The organism is Pseudomonas cistanchae, assembly GCF_054483635.1.
Map to the genome: position 1 here is coordinate 214340 of NZ_JBTLWN010000004.1, position 17240 is coordinate 231579.

Below are 17240 nucleotides of genomic sequence, written 5' to 3' on the forward strand. Positions count from 1 at the left end.
GATGCATGGTGAATCACCGATCAAACGTCGTGTTTCTCGCCAGATCTGGGTGGGCTCGGTACCGGTAGGCGGCGATGCACCCATCGCTGTGCAGAGCATGACCAACACCGATACCAACGATGTGGCAGCAACCGTCGCCCAGGTCCGTCGGCTGCAGGATGCTGGCGCCGACATCGTGCGCATCTCGGTGCCCGATATGGACGCCGCCGAGGCATTCGGCCGCATCAAGCAGCAAGTCAGCGTACCCTTGGTCGCGGATATTCATTTCGATTACCAGATCGCCCTGCGGGTCGCTGAGCTGGGTGTCGACTGCCTGCGCATCAACCCGGGCAATATCGGTCGCGAGGACCGCGTGCGGGCCGTCGTGGAAGCCGCACGTGACCGTGGAATCTCGATTCGCATTGGGGTCAACGCCGGCTCGCTGGAAAAGGACCTGCAGAAGAAATACGGCGAGCCTACTCCCGAAGCGCTGGTCGAGTCGGCGCTGCGCCATGTCGAACACCTGGACCGTTTGAACTTCCCGGACTTCAAGGTCAGCGTCAAAGCTTCTGATGTGTTTATGGCGGTCGAGGCCTATCGCCTGCTGGCCAAACAGATCGAGCAACCGCTGCACCTGGGCATCACCGAAGCTGGTGGGTTGCGTTCGGGCACCGTGAAGTCGGCGGTGGGCCTGGGCATGCTGCTGGCCGACGGGATTGGCGATACCATTCGCATCTCCCTGGCTGCCGACCCGGTCGAGGAGATCAAGGTCGGCTTCGACATCCTCAAGTCGTTACGCCTGCGTTCCCGTGGCATCAACTTCATTGCCTGCCCGAGCTGCTCGCGGCAGAACTTTGATGTGGTCAAGACCATGAACGACCTTGAAGGGCGTCTGGAAGACCTGCTGGTGCCGCTGGACGTCGCGGTGATTGGTTGTGTGGTCAACGGTCCGGGTGAAGCCAAGGAGGCTCATATCGGGTTGACCGGTGGCTCGCCCAATAACCTGATCTACATCGATGGCAAACCCTCCCAGAAGCTGAACAACGTCAACCTGGTGGATGAGCTGGAAAAGCTGATTCGCCAGAAAGCGGCCGAGAAGGTTGCGGCAGACGCTGCCCTGATCGTACGCAGCTAGTGCCGTTAAGGAATTGAATTGAGCAAGCCCCTGCAAGCCATTCGTGGCATGAACGACATCCTGCCTGAGCAGACCCCGCTCTGGCGTTACTTCGAAGGTAAGGTCAGCGCATTGCTGGATGGCTATGGCTACCGGCAGATTCGCATGCCGATCGTTGAGTTCACCGAGCTGTTCAAGCGCTCGATCGGTGAGGTCACCGATATCGTCGAAAAAGAGATGTACACCTTCGAAGACCGCAACGGCGATTCGCTGACCCTGCGCCCCGAGGGTACGGCGGCCTGCGTGCGAGCGGTGCTCGAGCACGGTCTGTCCGGCGGCGGCCAGACCCAGAAGCTGTGGTACATCGGGCCGATGTTTCGCCACGAGCGTCCGCAGAAAGGACGCTACCGCCAGTTCCATCAGATTGGCGTGGAAGCGTTCAATATCGACGGTCCGGATATCGACGCCGAGCTGATTGTCCTGACGTGGCGGTTGTGGGGCCTGCTCGGCATTCGCGACGCGGTGACGCTGGAATTGAACAGCCTGGGCACCAGTGAAGCACGCGCCGTGTATCGCGACGCCTTGGTCGAATATCTGTCGGCCCGTGCCGATCAACTCGATGAAGACAGCCGCCGACGTCTGACCAGCAATCCGCTGCGGGTGTTGGATAGCAAGTCACCAGAAACTCAGGCGCTGCTGGCCGACGCGCCGAAGATGGCGGATTACCTGGACGAAGCGTCGCGCATGCATTTCGACGGGCTCAAAGCGCGCCTGGATGCTGCGTGCATTCCCTATGTGATCAACCCCAAGCTGGTGCGCGGTCTGGATTACTACAGCAAGACCGTCTTCGAGTGGGTCACCGATCAGCTCGGTTCGCAAGGCACCGTATGCGCCGGCGGCCGTTACGATGGTCTGGTCGAGCAGATGGGCGGCAAGCCTACTACCGGCGTCGGTTTTGCCATGGGCATCGAGCGTTTGGTGCTGTTGATCGAAACCTTGGGTAAAGTGCCGGCAGAAATCGCCCGTCAGGTCGACGTCTACCTGTGCGCCTTGGGCGAACCCGCGGAGTTGGCTGCGTTGGCCCTGGCTGAACATTTGCGTGATCAATTGCCGGGCATAAGGCTGCAGGTCAATGCGGGTGCCGGCAGCTTCAAGAGCCAGTTGAAGAAGGCCGATAAGAGTGGCGCCTTGTATGCCCTGGTATTGGGTGAAGACGAACTGGCCCAGCAAGTGGTAGGTTGCAAGCCGCTGCGGGACCGGGGTGAACAACAGAGCATCGTCTGGAGCGCTCTAGCCGAGCGTCTGGCAACCTGCCTCGAGCAGGCTTAACGCATACAAACCGAATTAGCGGATAGGAGTATTGGGGTGGTTTCGCGTACCGATGATGAAGAGCTGGCCGTAGTCAAGGAATGGTGGCAGCGCAACGGCAAGCCGCTGCTGGTGGGTTGCGTATTGGCGTTGATCGCGGTATTCGGCTGGCAGGGCTGGCAGGCCTATCAATCCAATCAAGCCCAGGGCGCCTCGGCGGTTTACCAGCAATTGCTGGAAACCGCGCTGAACCCGAGTGGCAAGCCCGATACGGCCAAGGTGGCCGAGCTGGCTGGAAAGCTCAAAAACGAATTTGGCGGTACTCACTACGCCCAGTACGGCAATCTGTTCGTGGCCAAGGTGGCGGTCGAGTCCGGCAAACTGCACGATGCAGCCGCTGAGCTGCAGGTCATTGTCGATAAGCCGGCCGATGCGACCCTGGCAGAACTCGCTCGTCAGCGCTTGGCCCGCGTGTTGGCTGCTCAGGACAAAGCGGAAGAGGCATTGAAACTGCTGGAAGGCGACGCCGATAAGGCATATGTCGCCAGCCGGGAGGAGCTCAAAGGCGATCTGCTGGTCAAGCTTGGTCGCAGCGATGACGCCCATGCCGCCTACCTCAAGGCCAAAGCCGCACTGTCCGAGGACGCCGCGGTCGGCGGCCTGCAAATGAAGCTCGACGACCTGGCCAAAGGGGATGCATGACGTGATGCGTTGGAAAAATGCCGCATTGCTGGCCCTCGCCGTTATGGCCGTGGGTTGCAGCAGCAACAGCAAGAAAGAACTGCCACCCGCCGAGCTGCCGAAGTTCGAGCGCGAGGTGCAACTGCAGAAAGAGTGGAGCCGCTCGATTGGCGAAGGCCAGGGCGAAACCTTCAACATGCTGGTGCCCGCAGTAGAAGGCGACAGCATCTTCGCCGCCGACGTCGAAGGTCTGATCGTGGCGCTCGACCGCATGAGCGGCAAAGTGCTCTGGAAACAGGATCTTGAGGCGCCGGTATCCGGTGCGGTCGCTGCCGGTTACGGCCTGGTGGTGCTGGGTACCTTGAAAGGCGAGGTCATCGCCCTCGACGCCAGCACTGGCGAAGAGAAATGGCGCGCTCGGGTGCCAAGCGAAGTGCTCGCAGCCCCTGCGATAAATGGCGATATCGTGCTGGTACAGACCCAGGATGATCGCCTGGTTGCCTTGGATTCTGATACCGGCAGCCAGCTGTGGTTGTTCGAAAACACCCCGGCCGTGTTGACGTTGCGCGGTACCGGCAGCCCGGTACTGACCAACCGGTTGGCAATTGCCGGCCTGTCCAGCGGCAAGGTCATCGCCCTCGACGCCCAGCGTGGCATCCCTGTCTGGGAGCAGCGTGTCGCTATTCCGCAGGGTCGTTCCGAGCTTGAGCGAGTCGTGGACATCGACGGCGGTCTGCTGCTGTCGGGCGGTACGCTGTATGCGGTCAGCTACCAGGGTCGCGTGGCCGCCATGGACCTGGAAAGCGGGCGTATTCTCTGGCAGCGCGAAGCCTCCAGTTCGGTCGGCGTGGCCCAGGGCTATGGCAGCGTTTACGTGAGCCTGGCCAACGGCACCGTCGAGGGTATCGACGAGCGTTCCGCTTCGGCTCTGTGGAGCAACGATGCGCTGGCTCGCCGTCAGCTGTCGGCGCCGGAAGTGTTCTCCAGCTACGTCGCGTTTGGCGATCTGGAAGGCTATCTGCACTTAATCAGCCAGGTGGACGGTCGTTTCGTCGGCCGCGAGCGTGTTGACAGCGACGGCCTGCGTGCCCGTCCGCTGGTCGTGGGCGACTGGCTGTACGCCTACGGTAACGGCGGCAAGTTGGTGGCGATGACCATCAAATGACCCCAGGCTGACGCCTTGGCTATGCTGCACAGCATTCACGCTGTGCAGCGGGGCCAGTGCAACGATCCCGGCCGCTGCTATGCAGCGGCCTTTGTATTTTCTGAAATAACGAAGTGGAGAGCCTGATGGTTCCCGTAATTGCCCTGGTGGGCCGCCCGAACGTGGGCAAGTCCACGCTGTTCAACCGCTTGACCAAAAGCCGCGACGCGATTGTCGGCGACCTGTCCGGTCTGACCCGAGATCGCCAATACGGCGAGGCCAAGTGGCAGGGCCGCACCTATATCGTCATCGACACCGGTGGTATCTCCGGCGACGAGGAAGGTATCGACGCGAAAATGGCCGAGCAGTCGCTGCAGGCCATCGAAGAGGCCGATGCTGTGCTGTTTCTGGTCGACGCTCGCGCCGGGCTGTCTGCTTCGGACCAGATGATTGGCGAGCACCTGCGTCGGCGCAACAAGCGCAGCTTCCTGGTCATCAACAAGGTCGACAATATCGACGCCGACCTGGCCCGCGCCGAGTTTGCCTCCATGGGCATGGGCGAATCCCTGGCGATTGCCGGCGCCCATGGTCGGGGCATCACCCAGATGCTCGAAGCGGTGCTGGGTTCCTTCCCCAAGGATGCCACCGAGCCGGAAGAGGGCGAGGAAGAGGAAATCGTCCTCGAAGGTCAGGAAGCCAAGCGCATCCCCGGCCCCAGCGAGAAGGACGGTATCAAGCTGGCGATCATCGGTCGGCCGAACGTTGGCAAGTCGACCCTGGTCAATCGCATGCTCGGTGAAGACCGGGTGATCGTCTATGATCAGCCCGGCACCACTCGCGACAGCATCTACATTCCGTTCGAGCGCGATGACGAGAAGTACACGCTGATCGACACCGCCGGCGTGCGCCGCCGCGGCAAAATCTTCGAAGCGGTGGAAAAGTTCTCCGTAGTAAAAACCCTGCAGGCGATCCAGGATTCCAACGTCGTGGTGTTCGTCATGGACGCCCGCGAGGGTGTGGTCGACCATGACCTCAACCTGCTCGGCTTCGTGCTGGAAAGCGGCCGCGCTCTGGTAATCGCCCTGAACAAATGGGACGGCATGGAGCCGAGTGAGCGCGACTACGTGAAGGTCGAGCTGCAACGCCGGTTGTTCTTCGTCGACTTTGCAGATATCCACTTTATCTCGGCGCTGCACGGCACCGGCGTGGGCAACCTGTACAAGTCGGTGCAGGCCTCGTTCAAGTCGGCGATCACTCGCTGGCCGACCAACCGTCTGACCACGATTCTTGAAGACGCCGTCAGCGATCACGCGCCGCCGATGGTCAACAATCGCCGCATCAAGTTGCGCTATGCCCACCTGGGTGGTGCCAACCCGCCGCTGATCGTGATTCACGGCAACCAGGTCGAGGCGGTGCCCAAGTCCTATGTGCGCTACCTGGAGAACACCTACAGGCGCGTACTCAAGCTGGTCGGCACGCCGATTCGGATTGAATTCAAAGGCGGCGAAAACCCTTACGAGGGTAACAAGAACACCCTCACGGACCGCCAGGTGAACAAGAAGCGTCGCTTGATGAGCCACCACAAGAAGGCCGAAAAGAAGCGCAAAGACAAGCGCTGAGGCGGGATTGATCGCTCTGCAAAGGCACCTTCGGGTGCCTTTTGCGTCTCTGGTCGATCGGCTATCCTGCCGCATCGTTGCATGCTCCGGTCCTAGGCTTTTCTGCCGAGGCGAACGCGGCCCCAAACGGCCGACTCGCTTGGCGTCACCACGTTGGAGTCACCATGCTCAGCAAACTGCCGAACGTCGGCACCACCATCTTTACCCGCATGTCGCAGCTCGCTGCCGAAACGGGCGCACTCAACCTGTCCCAGGGCTTTCCTGATTTCGATGGCCCGCAAGGTTTGCGCGATGCGGTGGCTCGGCATATCGCCGCGGGCCATAACCAGTACGCCCCGATGACCGGCCTACCGGCACTGCGCGAGCAAGTGGCTGCCAAGATTGCCCGCTGTTACGGCCGTGCGCTCGATGCGGAGACCGAGGTCACCATAACGCCAGGCGCGACTCAGGCGATCTTCTGCGCCATCCATGCGTTGATCCAGCCTGGCGATGAAGTGATTGTTTTCGATCCCTGCTATGACAGCTACGAGCCTGCTACGCAGCTGGCCGGAGGACGCTGCATCCACGTACCACTCGCGCCACCGGGATTCGCCATCGACTGGCAGCAACTGGCGGATGCCGTCAGCGACAAAACGCGACTGATCGTGATCAACAGCCCGCACAACCCCAGCGGCGCGCTTATCTCGCGCGCCGAACTGGACCAGTTGGCGCAGCTGATCCGCGATCGCGACATCTATCTGCTCAGCGACGAGGTTTACGAACACCTGGTGTTCGATGGCGTTGCCCACGCCAGCGTCCTCGCCCACGAGGAGCTGTATCAGCGCGCGTTCGTGGTCAGCTCCTTCGGCAAGACCTATCACGTCACTGGCTGGAAGACCGGTTATGTGGTCGCGCCGCCAGCCTTGAGCGCGGAGCTGCGCAAGGTCCACCAATACGTCAGCTTCTGTGGCGTGACGCCACTGCAGTGGGGGCTGGCCGACTATATGGCCGAGCAGCCAGGCCATGTCGAGGAGCTGCCGGCGTTCTACCAGGCCAAGCGCGACCTGTTCTGCAATCTGCTCGACGGCTCCCGGTTCACATTTACCCGTACGGCGGGGACCTACTTTCAGCTCGTCGACTATTCGGCGATTCGCGATGACCTCGACGACGTGGCGATGGCCGAATGGCTGACCCGCGAGCATGGCGTAGCGAGCATCCCGGTGTCGGTGTTCTATCAGCGGCCGCCGGAAGGCCTGCGCCTGGTGCGGTTGTGTTTCGCCAAGCGCGAAGACACCCTGCGGCTGGCAGCGGAGAAATTATGCGCGATCTGAGCCAGTTGCCTGACCTTGAGTTGGCGCTCGTGCAGAGCGAGCTGGCCTGGCAGGACCCGGCGGCGAACCGGGCGCATTTTCAACAGCTGATATCGCAGGCCAGTGGCGCTGATCTGATCGTGCTGCCGGAAATGTTCAGCACCGGGTTTTCCATGGATTCAGCCGCCCTGGCCGAACCGGAGTCCGGCCCGACCAGCGAATGGATGCTGGAGCAGGCCGCCGAATTGCGGGCCGTCATTGCAGGCAGCCTGATCATCCAGGCTGAGGATGGCAGCTACCGGAACCGCCTGTTATGGGCGCGACCGGACGGCAGCATGGCGCACTACGACAAGCGCCATCTGTTTCGCATGGCAGACGAACACCAGCATTACCGTGCAGGCACGCAACGGCAGTTGCTGGAACTCAAGGGCTGGCAGATTCGTCCACTGATCTGCTACGACCTGCGCTTCCCGGTATGGAGCCGCGATTCGCAGCACACCGACTTGCTGCTCTACACCGCCAACTGGCCCGCCGCCCGTCGGCAGCACTGGAACCGCCTGTTACCAGCGCGGGCGATCGAAAACCTGTGTTATGTGGCAGCGGTCAATCGGGTGGGTGAGGACGGCAAGGGGCATGGCTACAGTGGCGACTCCCAGGTGTTGGATTATCAGGGCGAGACGCTGCTGAATGCGGGCGCGGCGTCAGGCGTGTTTCACATAACGCTCAAGGCGGCCGACCTGGCGGCGTATCGCGAGCGCTTCCCGGCTTACCAGGATGCCGATCCGTTCGAGTTTAGCGAGCAGTAACGCGAGCACCCCACACTCGACCAGGCGCCGCAACGCGAGCTGCTGGCGTTTGCTGGTCGACCTTCTCATCCATAGGTAACCTCATGAATGAACCCGTGCCATTGACAGTCGAGGACAAGCGTCTGGTCGTCGGCGATAAGGTGTTCAACACCCCGGTCGAGGTCACGCTGGACGTGATTGGCGGCAAGTGGAAAGCGCTGCTGGTCTACCACCTGATGACTGGGCCGCTGCGTTTCTCCGAACTCAAGCGACTGGTGCCGCAGATCACCGAGAAGATGCTCACCCAGCAGCTGCGTGAGCTGGAGCGTGCCGGCGTGGTAAGTCGCAAGGTGTTTGCCGAAGTCCCGCCGCGTGTGGAATACCGGGTGACGGAGCACGGCATGACCCTCAAGCCCGTGCTGGAGGCCATGTGCGCATGGGGCCGCAGTCACTGGCAACAGCAGGGCTGAAGGGAGCTAGGTGGGTCGTCTGGCCACGCTGTGCTCAATCAAAACCCGCCCATGGCGGATTTTATCGTTTTGGTTCAGGCCGCCTGAGCATCGGCCTGATTCAGGGCGCGGTTCAAGGCGCTGAACAGGGCGCGGAAGCTTGCCGTGGTCAGGTTTTCGTCGATGCCGACGCCATGCAGGGCGCGGCCGCCATTGACCCGCAGCTCGATATAGGCCGCAGCCTTGGCATTGCTGCCGGCGCCGATGGCGTGCTCGCTGTAATCCATGATTTCCACGGCCACCGGCAAGCCCGCCACCAGGGCTTCCAACGGGCCTTTGCCGATGCCGCGCCAGTGCTGGCTTTCGCCACCGCTGAGCACCTCGACGTCGACCGCACTGGTGCCGTTTTCTTCCTGCAGGCGATGGCCTTTCAGGGCGTAGGGCGCGGTGGCCTGCAGGTATTCGCGGTCGAGCAGCTGGTAGATCTGCCCAGCGCTCATCTCCAGGCCGAGGCGGTCGGTTTCCTTCTGCACTACCTGGCTGAATTCGATCTGCATGCGCCGCGGCAGGCAGATGCCGTACTCCTTCTCCAGCAGGTAGGTGATGCCGCCCTTGCCGGACTGGCTGTTGACGCGGATCACCGCCTCGTAGCTGCGGCCGATATCAGCCGGATCGATCGGCAGGTAGGGTACTTCCCAGATGCCGTTCGGATCCTGCTGGCTGAAGCCCTTGCGGATCGCATCCTGGTGCGAGCCGGAAAACGCGGTGTGCACCAGGTCGCCGACATAAGGGTGACGCGGGTGCACCGGTATCTGGTTGCACTCCTCGACCACCTTGCGCACGGTGTCGATATCGGAAAAATCCAGGCCCGGGTGAATGCCCTGGGTGTAGAGGTTGAGCGCCAGGTTGACCAGGTCGACGTTGCCGGTGCGCTCGCCGTTGCCGAACAGGCAGCCTTCGACGCGGTCGGCGCCGGCCATCAGGCCCAGCTCGCTGGCGGCCACGCCGGTGCCGCGGTCGTTATGGGTGTGCAGGCTGATCAACACGCTGTCGCGGCGGCTGATATGGCGGCCAAACCATTCGATCTGGTCGGCATAGACATTCGGCGTGGCCACTTCCACGGTCGCCGGCAGATTGAGGATCGCCTTGTTGGCCGGCGTCGGTTGCCAGACATCGAGCACCGCATCGCAGACCTCCACGGCGAATTCCAGCTCGGTGGAGGTGAAGATCTCTGGCGAGTACTGGAAAGTCCACCGGGTGTCCGGCTGCAGGGCTGCAAGTGCCTTGATGATGCGCGCGGCGTTAACAGCGATGTTCACCACGCCGGCCTTGTCCTGATTGAAGACGATACGGCGGAAGCTCGGCGCGGTGGCGTTGTAGACATGCACGATGGCTTTTTTCGCCCCGACCAGCGATTCGAAGGTGCGGGTGATCAGGTCCTCGCGGGCCTGGGTCAGCACCTGGATGGTGGTGTCGTCAGGGATATGGCCGCCCTCGATCAGCTCGCGAACGAAGTCGAAGTCGGTCTGCGAAGCCGAGGGGAAGCCCACTTCGATCTGCTTGATACCGACCTGCACCAGGGTCTTGAAAAAGCGCGTCTTCTTTTCAGCGTCCATCGGCTCGATCAGCGACTGGTTGCCGTCGCGCAGATCCGAACTGCACCAGATCGGTACTTCGGTGATGGTCTTGGATGGCCAGGTGCGATCCGGCAGGTCGATAGCTGGAAACGCGCGGTATTTGCTAGATGGGTCTTTAAGCATGCTCATGGGGCATTCCTTCTGACAGCGGCCGTTAATGCGACGGCCAGGCTGAATAACTAATCGAGGAGGGCGCGGGCTTCAGTTACGCAGTCGCTGGCTGACCAGGCAGAGGTTTGCGTGTTGCCGCAGCAGAATCAGGGTGTGGAAGTTGTTCATGCATCAACCCTAACCAGGGTGGAGAAAAGTGGCAAGCAATGCTAAAAAAATGGTGATAACCCGCTCGTAGGGAGTAAATCCGAAAATAAATTGCGCGTTATAACAGTGTGGTGAGATTAAATTGCGCCAAAGGATTTCTGGTCGACGCTATCGCAGAAATTCCAGGCTGATTGCACGAAACAGATCGGTGCCTGCATGTTCCAGCCACTCGAATGCAACCATTTCGCGCGAAACGATCACCGCGCCGGCCTGTTGCATCCGGGCCAGCGCGAGGTTTTTGTCACTTGGCTTGCGCGAGCCGATCGCCTCTTCGACCACGAACACCTGGCGACCGAGCGCGAGCAGGTCGAGCACGGTTTGCAGTACGCATACATGGGCTTCGCTGCCACACACCACGAACTGCTCGCGTTCGCCACCGGGGCGGTTGAGCAGCTCGCCTTCGCTGACCGCCGAGAAATGCAGCTTTTCGATGATGGCGGAGGGCGCGTGCCCTTCACGCAGCGATGCAATGGTCTGCCCGAGCCCCTGGCTGTATTGCTCGGTCAACAGCACCGGCACGGCCAGGCGCCGCGCCACCTGTTGCAACCACAGGCTGTTGTCAGCAAGTGCCTGGCTGTTGGCGATAACAGGGAACAGGCGGGTCTGAATGTCAATGATCAGCAGCGTGGAGGCTGTCGCGCTGATGCGTGCGGTCGAGCCCTTCGCCGATGTCATGGGGTAAAGGCGCCGATGAAGATTGCCGGGTCGACCCGTGCATCGTTGAGGCTGACGTTCCAGTGCAGGTGGGGGCCAGTGGCCCGGCCTGTTGCGCCGACCTTGCCGAGCACCGCGCCGCGTTGCAGCTCGTCGCCGACCTTCACGTCGATTGCCGACAGGTGACAGAACATGCTGATCAGGCCCTGGCCATGGTCAACGAAGACGGTATTGCCGTTGAAGAAGTAACTGCCGGTCAGGATTACCTTGCCGGCCGCTGGCGCCTTGATCGGCGTGCCACTGTTGGCGGCGAAATCCAGCCCTGAATGCGGATTGCGTTCCTCGCCATTGAAGAAGCGGCGCAGGCCGAACGGGCTCGACAACGGACCCTTGACCGGTTTGTCGAACAGCAGGTTGCTCGGCTGGCGAGCGCTGAACTGCTGGTAGGCGCGGGTCTGCTCGGCCAGCTCGCGCTCGATACGCTTGAGGTTCTGCGGGTTGGGCGTGACCTGCTCCTGATTCTTGAGCGTGATGCGCTGCTCGGCATAATGCTTGGCGCCCACCTCGAAGCTCAGCGTGGTGGTGCCATTGAGCGTGATTTCCTGCGGCCCCGGACGGGTCGTCAGTGGAAGGCCGACGATGGCGATCCAGCGTTGGCCGTCTTCGTGAATCACCAGCACCGGCTTATTCTGATAGCGCACGGTTGGCGCACTCGTGGCCGGGCCGAGGTCGACCACGGCAACGCCGCCAGGCACCGGCTTGTTCAGCAGGCGGCTGATGAAGCCCTCGGCCTGGGCGGGCGCGGCGAGGCAAAACACGAGCATCAGGGTAAGCAAGCGTGACATGGGTCAATCCAGCAACGAAAGGGTGATGGGCGCAAGGTGGTTGTCTTCGACGCGCACCTCCAGTTGGCCTTCGCCAAGGCGCGCGGTCAGGCGCTGCCCCGGCTGGGTGTCAGCGGCACTGCGGATGGCGCGGTTGCGCTCGTCCAGCAGAATGCTGTAGCCACGCCCCAGGGTAGCCAATGGGCTGACCACGTTCAGCGTCTGCATGTGATTCTGCAACTGCAGGCGACGGGTTTTCAGCCCTTCACGCATTGCGCGGGGCAGGCGTTCGGCGAGGCTGTCGAGGCGCTGACGCAACAGCCGCAGATTGCGCTCTGGATGCTGGCCGCTGAGGCGGGTGTGCAGCCGCTCCAGGCGTTCGCGACGGGTGCTGAGCTGTCGCTCGAAGGCGCGTTGCAGGCGCATCTCCAGGTCATCGAGGCGTTGCGCCTGCTGACGCAGGCGCTCGCCGGGGTGACGTACCCGGCGGCTCAGGCCATCCAGGCGCATGCGTTCGCGTTCCAGATGGTTGTGCATGCGCAGTACCAGGCGTCGGCGCAGGCTGGTCAGGCGCAGGGCCAGGTCAGAGCTGTCGGGTGCAAGCAGTTCGGCGGCGGCGGAGGGCGTAGGCGCGCGCACGTCGGCGACGAAGTCGCTGATCGATACATCGGTTTCGTGGCCCACCGCGCAGACGATCGGCGTCTCGCAGGCGGCGACTGCGCGGGCCACGATTTCCTCGTTGAAACTCCATAAGTCTTCCAGCGAGCCGCCGCCGCGCGCCAGGATCAACGCATCGAAGCCCTGGCGGTCGGCCAGTTGCAGGGCGCGAACGATCTGCCCGGCGGCGTCGCGACCTTGCACGGCGGTGGGTATCAGCGTCAGTGCAACATGCGGTGAGCGGCGGCGGAATACGCTGATGATGTCGCGGATCACCGCGCCGGTGGGCGAACTGACGATGCCGATGCGCTTCGGGTGGCTGGGCAGGGCGATCTTGCGTTCAGTAGAGAACAACCCCTCAGCGCTGAGCTTTTCCTTCAGGGCTTCGAAGGCCAGGCGCAGCGCGCCGTCGCCCGCCGGCTCGACCGCATCGATAATCAGCTGGTAGTCGCCGCGGCCCTCGAACAGCGAGACCTTGCCGCGCACCCTGACGGACAAACCGTCGCGCAACGCCTGGCGAACCTTGGCCGCGTTCTGTCGGAACAGCGCGCAGCGCACCTGGGCCTGGCTATCCTTGAGGGTGAAATAAACGTGGCCCGAGGCCGGCTTGGCCAGGTTGGAAATCTCTCCCTCGACCCAGATGCCGCCGAACACTTCTTCGAGCAATAAGCGCGCACGGTTGTTCAACTGGCTGACGCTGAGGACTTCGCGGTCGAGGTTGAGCCGTTGGAAAGGGTCTTTGATCATGGTCCGCATGATAAAGGCTTTGCCAGGCGGACCATAGGTTGTTTGCCTTGACGGACAGGGCCACTGGACTAAGCTGCGCGCCTTTTACGTCAATCGAGCCTGTCATGAGCGAACAGCAAGCCATCATCGTGCCGCAGATCTCGAGCTTTCCCGGCCATGAGGCGAGGGCGCGGGTGGTGGTGCGTTGGTTGGTCCAGCAGAACATCATCGAGCCCCAACTGAGCACCTGCGGCCGCACATTCAAGCAGATGGGCCACGCCATCGCTCCTGGCGCGCGAGCAGTCGTCGAGCAGCCGCAGCTGCTGCCGTTCAATCAGCCGGTCAACGGGCTGGAAATCGTCTACAAGCGCTGCATCTTTACGCCGACCAGCGGGTTTCTGGAGGAGGCCGGTTGTCCGCAGTGCAGGCAGGAGGTTGGCGAGGCGCTGTTCGACAGCCTGGAAGAATGGATGCCGGGCCACAGCGACAACTTCAGTTGCCCTCAATGTGGCCATGAAGACGACATCAATGGCTTCCTGTTCCTGCAACCCTGCGGTTTTTCCAACCTGGGTTTCATTTTCAACAACTGGGCGCAGGCGTCTTTCAAACCCGCATTTCTCGATGAGTTCGCCGCCCGGCTGGGCTATCCGGTCTCGGTGGTACGGGTCGATCTGTAGCCGGCCCGCCCGTTTCCGCAACACGGCGCGGGCAGGTCGATAGTTTGCATTGAGTGGGTGGGCCTGGCTGAGTATAATGGCGCGCTTCCAATTTCCCGCCCGGGAGCCCCCGCCATGCTGCGTATCAGTCAAGAAGCTCTTACCTTCGACGACGTTCTACTTATTCCAGGTTATTCCGAAGTTCTGCCGAAGGACGTCAGCCTCAAGACTCGCCTTACCCGTGGCATTGAGCTGAATATCCCGCTGCTTTCAGCAGCCATGGATACCGTCACCGAAGCCCGTCTGGCGATTGCCATGGCCCAGGAAGGCGGCATTGGCATCATCCACAAGAACATGACCATCGAGCAGCAAGCGGCCGAAGTGCGCAAGGTCAAGAAGTTCGAAGCGGGCGTGGTCAAAGACCCCATCACCATCGAAGCAGACGCCACCGTGCGTGACCTGTTCGAGCTGACCCGTCTGCACAACATCTCCGGCGTACCGGTGCTGTCGGATGGCGACCTGGTCGGCATCGTCACCTCCCGCGACGTGCGTTTCGAGAACCGCCTGGATGCCACCGTGCGTGAAGTGATGACGCCGAAAGAGCGTCTGGTCACGGTCAAGGAAGGCGCCGACAAGAACACCGTGCGCGAATTGCTGCACAAGCATCGCATCGAGAAGGTGTTGATCGTCGATGAGGCGTTCCATCTCAAGGGCATGATGACCGTCAAGGACATCGAAAAAGCCAAGGCCTACCCGCTGGCCAGCAAGGACGACCAGGGTCGCCTACGCGTTGGCGCGGCGGTCGGTACTGGCGCCGATACTGGTGACCGGGTTACCGCGCTGGTTGCCGCTGGCGTCGACGTAGTGGTGGTGGACACCGCCCACGGTCACTCCAAAGGCGTCATCGATCGCGTGCGCTGGGTCAAGCAGAACTTCCCGGACGTCCAGGTGATCGGCGGCAACATCGCGACTGGCGATGCCGCCCGTGCACTGGCTGAAGCCGGCGCCGATGCGGTGAAGGTAGGTATCGGCCCAGGCTCGATCTGCACCACGCGGATCGTCGCGGGCGTCGGCGTGCCGCAGATTTCCGCCGTGGCCAACGTTGCCGCAGCGCTGGCCGGCACCGGTATTCCGCTGATCGCCGATGGCGGCATCCGCTTCTCCGGCGACCTGTCCAAGGCCATAGTCGCGGGCGCGTCCTGCGTGATGATCGGCTCGATGCTGGCGGGTACCGAAGAGGCGCCGGGCGAGGTCGAGCTGTTCCAGGGCCGCTCTTACAAGGCCTATCGCGGCATGGGCTCGCTGGGCGCCATGTCCCAGGCCCAGGGCTCCTCGGACCGTTACTTCCAGGATTCCTCCGCTGGTGCCGAGAAGCTGGTGCCCGAAGGTATCGAAGGCCGCGTGCCGTACAAGGGCGCAATGAGCGCCATCGTGCATCAGTTGATGGGCGGCTTGCGTGCGTCCATGGGTTACACCGGTTGCGCGACCGTCGAAGACATGCGTACCAAGCCCGAGTTCGTGCGCATCACCGGCGCCGGCATGGCCGAGTCCCATGTGCATGACGTTCAAATTACCAAAGAAGCACCGAACTATCGCGTTGGTTGATTTTTGATCAGTTGATATGAAACACGGGGCTGTCGCTGTTCCTACAGGGCAGCCCCGATTCATTTGCAATTCCGCTACGAGAGACGGCCATGGCTCACCAAGACATCCACGCCCACCGCATCCTGATCCTGGATTTCGGTTCCCAGTACACCCAGCTGATCGCCCGTCGCGTGCGCGAGATCGGCGTGTATTGCGAGTTGCATCCGTTCGACATGAGCGACGAGGACATTCGCGCTTTCGCTCCGCGGGGCATCATCCTCGCCGGTGGTCCGGAGTCGGTGCATGAAGCCAACAGCCCCCGCGCGCCGCAGGTGGTGTTCGACCTCGGCGTGCCGGTGCTGGGCATCTGCTACGGCATGCAGACCATGGCCGAGCAGCTCGGTGGCAAGGTGCAGGGTTCGGATGTGCGCGAATTCGGTTACGCCCGTGTCGATGTGGTCGGCAAGGGCCGTCTGCTGCAAGGCATCGAAGACCATATCGATGACGACGGCGTGTTTGGTCTGGATGTGTGGATGAGCCACGGTGACAAGGTCACCACGTTGCCGGAAGGTTTCCACATCCTCGCCAGCACCCCGAGCTGCCCGATCGCCGCTATGTCCGATGACACGCGAGCTTATTACGGTGTGCAGTTCCACCCGGAAGTGACCCACACCAAGCAGGGTGGACGCATCCTGTCGCGTTTCATTCTGGAAATCGCCGGCTGCGAAGCGCTGTGGACGCCGTCGAATATCGTTGAGGACGCCATCGCCAGCGTGCGCGCCCAGGTCGGTAGCGCCAATGTGCTGCTTGGCCTTTCGGGCGGGGTGGATTCCTCGGTCGTTGCGGCGCTGTTGCACAAGGCGATTGGCGATCAGCTGACCTGTGTGTTCGTCGACAACGGCCTGCTGCGCCTGCATGAAGGCGAGCAGGTAATGGCCATGTTCGCCGAGAACATGGGCGTCAAGGTGATCCGCGCCAACGCCGAGCAGCAGTTTCTCGACAACCTGGCCGGCGAAGCCGATCCAGAGAAGAAGCGCAAGATCATCGGCCGCACGTTCATCGACGTGTTCGATGCCCAGGCCAGCAAGCTGGACAACATCAAGTTCCTCGCCCAGGGCACCATCTACCCGGACGTGATCGAGTCGGCTGGCGCGAAAAGCGGCAAGGCCCACGTGATCAAGTCGCACCACAACGTCGGCGGTCTGCCGGAAGAGATGAACCTGAAGCTGGTCGAGCCGCTGCGCGAACTGTTCAAGGACGAAGTGCGCCGCCTCGGCCTCGAACTTGGCCTGCCGTACGACATGGTCTACCGCCACCCATTCCCGGGTCCGGGCCTGGGCGTGCGCATCCTTGGTGAAGTGAAGAAGGAGTACGCCGACCTGCTGCGGCGCGCCGACCATATTTTCATCGAAGAGCTGCGCAAGGCTGACTGGTACCACAAGGTCAGCCAGGCATTCGTCGTGTTTCAGCCGGTGAAATCGGTTGGCGTGGTGGGCGACGGTCGCCGTTACGCCTGGGTCGTGGCCCTGCGTGCGGTTGAAACCATCGACTTCATGACTGCCCGTTGGGCGCACCTGCCTTACGAGCTGCTGGAAACCGTCAGCGGTCGCATCATCAACGAAATCGACGGCATTTCCCGCGTTACCTACGACGTATCGAGCAAGCCGCCCGCGACCATCGAATGGGAATGATCCTGGGTGACAGATAAAAGAACCGGCTTAGGCCGGTTTTTTTATGGGCCGCTGCGGCTGCTGGTGGGCGACTGCAGCGCCATATTGAACGCCCCAGGACGCGCCGAAGTCGCGATCCGACCCGC

The 17240-nt window shown here is 62.1% G+C and carries 15 protein-coding genes; 11 read left to right on the plus strand and 4 right to left on the minus strand.

Going from position 1 to position 17240, the window contains the following annotated elements:
- Position 1: 1 nt before the first annotated feature.
- The 8 genes from ispG (at position 2) to ACX0MV_RS13420 (ending at position 8389) form a co-directional block, all read left to right on the plus strand.
- Positions 2-1114 carry a flavodoxin-dependent (E)-4-hydroxy-3-methylbut-2-enyl-diphosphate synthase gene (gene ispG, locus ACX0MV_RS13385; RefSeq protein ID WP_458983007.1) on the plus strand — a complete coding sequence of 371 codons (1113 nt, stop codon included), beginning with the start codon at positions 2-4 and terminating at the stop codon, positions 1112-1114.
- An 18-nt stretch (positions 1115-1132) separates the two neighbouring features.
- Positions 1133-2422, plus strand: a complete 1290-nt coding sequence (gene hisS / locus ACX0MV_RS13390; RefSeq protein ID WP_458983008.1) for a histidine--tRNA ligase — start codon at positions 1133-1135, stop codon at positions 2420-2422.
- 36 nt (positions 2423-2458) lie between these two features.
- On the plus strand, positions 2459-3103 hold the full coding sequence (locus ACX0MV_RS13395; RefSeq protein WP_458983009.1) for a tetratricopeptide repeat protein: 645 nt from the start codon (positions 2459-2461) through the stop codon (positions 3101-3103).
- Positions 3096-4247 (plus strand): outer membrane protein assembly factor BamB, encoded by a 1152-nt coding sequence (gene bamB, locus ACX0MV_RS13400; RefSeq protein WP_458983010.1) that lies wholly within the window; start codon positions 3096-3098, stop codon positions 4245-4247. Before ACX0MV_RS13395 ends, bamB begins: the two co-directional genes overlap by 8 nt.
- Before the next feature lie 125 nt (positions 4248-4372).
- On the plus strand, positions 4373-5845 hold the full coding sequence (gene der, locus ACX0MV_RS13405) for a ribosome biogenesis GTPase Der (protein WP_458983011.1): 1473 nt from the start codon (positions 4373-4375) through the stop codon (positions 5843-5845).
- A 164-nt stretch (positions 5846-6009) separates the two neighbouring features.
- A complete protein-coding gene (locus tag ACX0MV_RS13410; protein WP_458983012.1) occupies positions 6010-7155 on the plus strand; it encodes a pyridoxal phosphate-dependent aminotransferase in 1146 nt (381 codons plus the stop codon).
- Positions 7143-7940, plus strand: a complete 798-nt coding sequence (locus ACX0MV_RS13415) for an amidohydrolase (RefSeq protein ID WP_458983013.1) — start codon at positions 7143-7145, stop codon at positions 7938-7940. The genes ACX0MV_RS13410 and ACX0MV_RS13415 overlap by 13 nt, the downstream gene beginning before the upstream one ends.
- 83 nt (positions 7941-8023) lie before the next feature.
- On the plus strand, positions 8024-8389 hold the full coding sequence (locus ACX0MV_RS13420; protein WP_458983014.1) for a winged helix-turn-helix transcriptional regulator: 366 nt from the start codon (positions 8024-8026) through the stop codon (positions 8387-8389).
- Between the two features lie 74 nt (positions 8390-8463).
- Here ACX0MV_RS13420 and leuA read toward each other — a convergent pair whose 3' ends face one another.
- From leuA to xseA, 4 genes are all read right to left on the minus strand, one after another.
- Complete coding sequence (gene leuA, locus ACX0MV_RS13425) at positions 8464-10134, minus strand: 2-isopropylmalate synthase (protein ID WP_458983015.1); 1671 nt, start codon at positions 10132-10134, stop codon at positions 8464-8466.
- 297 nt (positions 10135-10431) lie between these two features.
- Complete coding sequence (locus ACX0MV_RS13430; protein WP_458983016.1) at positions 10432-10998, minus strand: hydrolase; 567 nt, start codon at positions 10996-10998, stop codon at positions 10432-10434.
- Positions 10995-11822: a peptidoglycan DD-metalloendopeptidase family protein gene (locus ACX0MV_RS13435; RefSeq protein ID WP_458983017.1), complete on the minus strand. Its 828-nt coding sequence runs from the start codon at positions 11820-11822 to the stop codon at positions 10995-10997. Before ACX0MV_RS13435 ends, ACX0MV_RS13430 begins: the two co-directional genes overlap by 4 nt.
- Before the next feature lie 3 nt (positions 11823-11825).
- The gene (gene xseA, locus ACX0MV_RS13440; protein WP_458983018.1) at positions 11826-13205 is read right to left on the minus strand and encodes an exodeoxyribonuclease VII large subunit; all 1380 of its coding nucleotides are present in this window, start codon (positions 13203-13205) and stop codon (positions 11826-11828) included.
- A 104-nt stretch (positions 13206-13309) separates the two neighbouring features.
- On the opposite strand from xseA, the gene ACX0MV_RS13445 reads away from it, so the two are divergent.
- From ACX0MV_RS13445 to guaA, 3 genes are all read left to right on the plus strand, one after another.
- Positions 13310-13861 carry a sugar ABC transporter ATPase gene (locus ACX0MV_RS13445; RefSeq protein WP_458983019.1) on the plus strand — a complete coding sequence of 184 codons (552 nt, stop codon included), beginning with the start codon at positions 13310-13312 and terminating at the stop codon, positions 13859-13861.
- Positions 13862-13975: 114 nt separating this feature from the next.
- Complete coding sequence (gene guaB / locus ACX0MV_RS13450; protein WP_458983020.1) at positions 13976-15445, plus strand: IMP dehydrogenase; 1470 nt, start codon at positions 13976-13978, stop codon at positions 15443-15445.
- Between the two features lie 89 nt (positions 15446-15534).
- Positions 15535-17115 carry a glutamine-hydrolyzing GMP synthase gene (gene guaA, locus ACX0MV_RS13455; protein WP_458983021.1) on the plus strand — a complete coding sequence of 527 codons (1581 nt, stop codon included), beginning with the start codon at positions 15535-15537 and terminating at the stop codon, positions 17113-17115.
- Positions 17116-17240: the final 125 nt, after the last annotated feature.

Excerpts from the sequence above, each read along its gene's own strand:
- ACX0MV_RS13430 (WP_458983016.1), bottom strand. The coding sequence starts at position 10,998 with ATGACATCGGCGAAGGGCTCGACCGCACGCATCAGCGCGACAGCCTCC.
- xseA (WP_458983018.1), bottom strand. The coding sequence starts at position 13,205 with ATGATCAAAGACCCTTTCCAACGGCTCAACCTCGACCGCGAAGTCCTC.
- ACX0MV_RS13415 (WP_458983013.1), top strand. The coding sequence starts at position 7,143 with ATGCGCGATCTGAGCCAGTTGCCTGACCTTGAGTTGGCGCTCGTGCAG.
- ACX0MV_RS13410 (WP_458983012.1), top strand. The coding sequence starts at position 6,010 with ATGCTCAGCAAACTGCCGAACGTCGGCACCACCATCTTTACCCGCATG.
- ACX0MV_RS13445 (WP_458983019.1), top strand. The coding sequence starts at position 13,310 with ATGAGCGAACAGCAAGCCATCATCGTGCCGCAGATCTCGAGCTTTCCC.
- guaA (WP_458983021.1), top strand. The coding sequence starts at position 15,535 with ATGGCTCACCAAGACATCCACGCCCACCGCATCCTGATCCTGGATTTC.
- ACX0MV_RS13435 (WP_458983017.1), bottom strand. The coding sequence starts at position 11,822 with ATGTCACGCTTGCTTACCCTGATGCTCGTGTTTTGCCTCGCCGCGCCC.
- bamB (WP_458983010.1), top strand. The coding sequence starts at position 3,096 with ATGCATGACGTGATGCGTTGGAAAAATGCCGCATTGCTGGCCCTCGCC.
- ACX0MV_RS13420 (WP_458983014.1), top strand. The coding sequence starts at position 8,024 with ATGAATGAACCCGTGCCATTGACAGTCGAGGACAAGCGTCTGGTCGTC.
- der (WP_458983011.1), top strand. The coding sequence starts at position 4,373 with ATGGTTCCCGTAATTGCCCTGGTGGGCCGCCCGAACGTGGGCAAGTCC.
- guaB (WP_458983020.1), top strand. The coding sequence starts at position 13,976 with ATGCTGCGTATCAGTCAAGAAGCTCTTACCTTCGACGACGTTCTACTT.
- leuA (WP_458983015.1), bottom strand. The coding sequence starts at position 10,134 with ATGAGCATGCTTAAAGACCCATCTAGCAAATACCGCGCGTTTCCAGCT.
- ispG (WP_458983007.1), top strand. The coding sequence starts at position 2 with ATGCATGGTGAATCACCGATCAAACGTCGTGTTTCTCGCCAGATCTGG.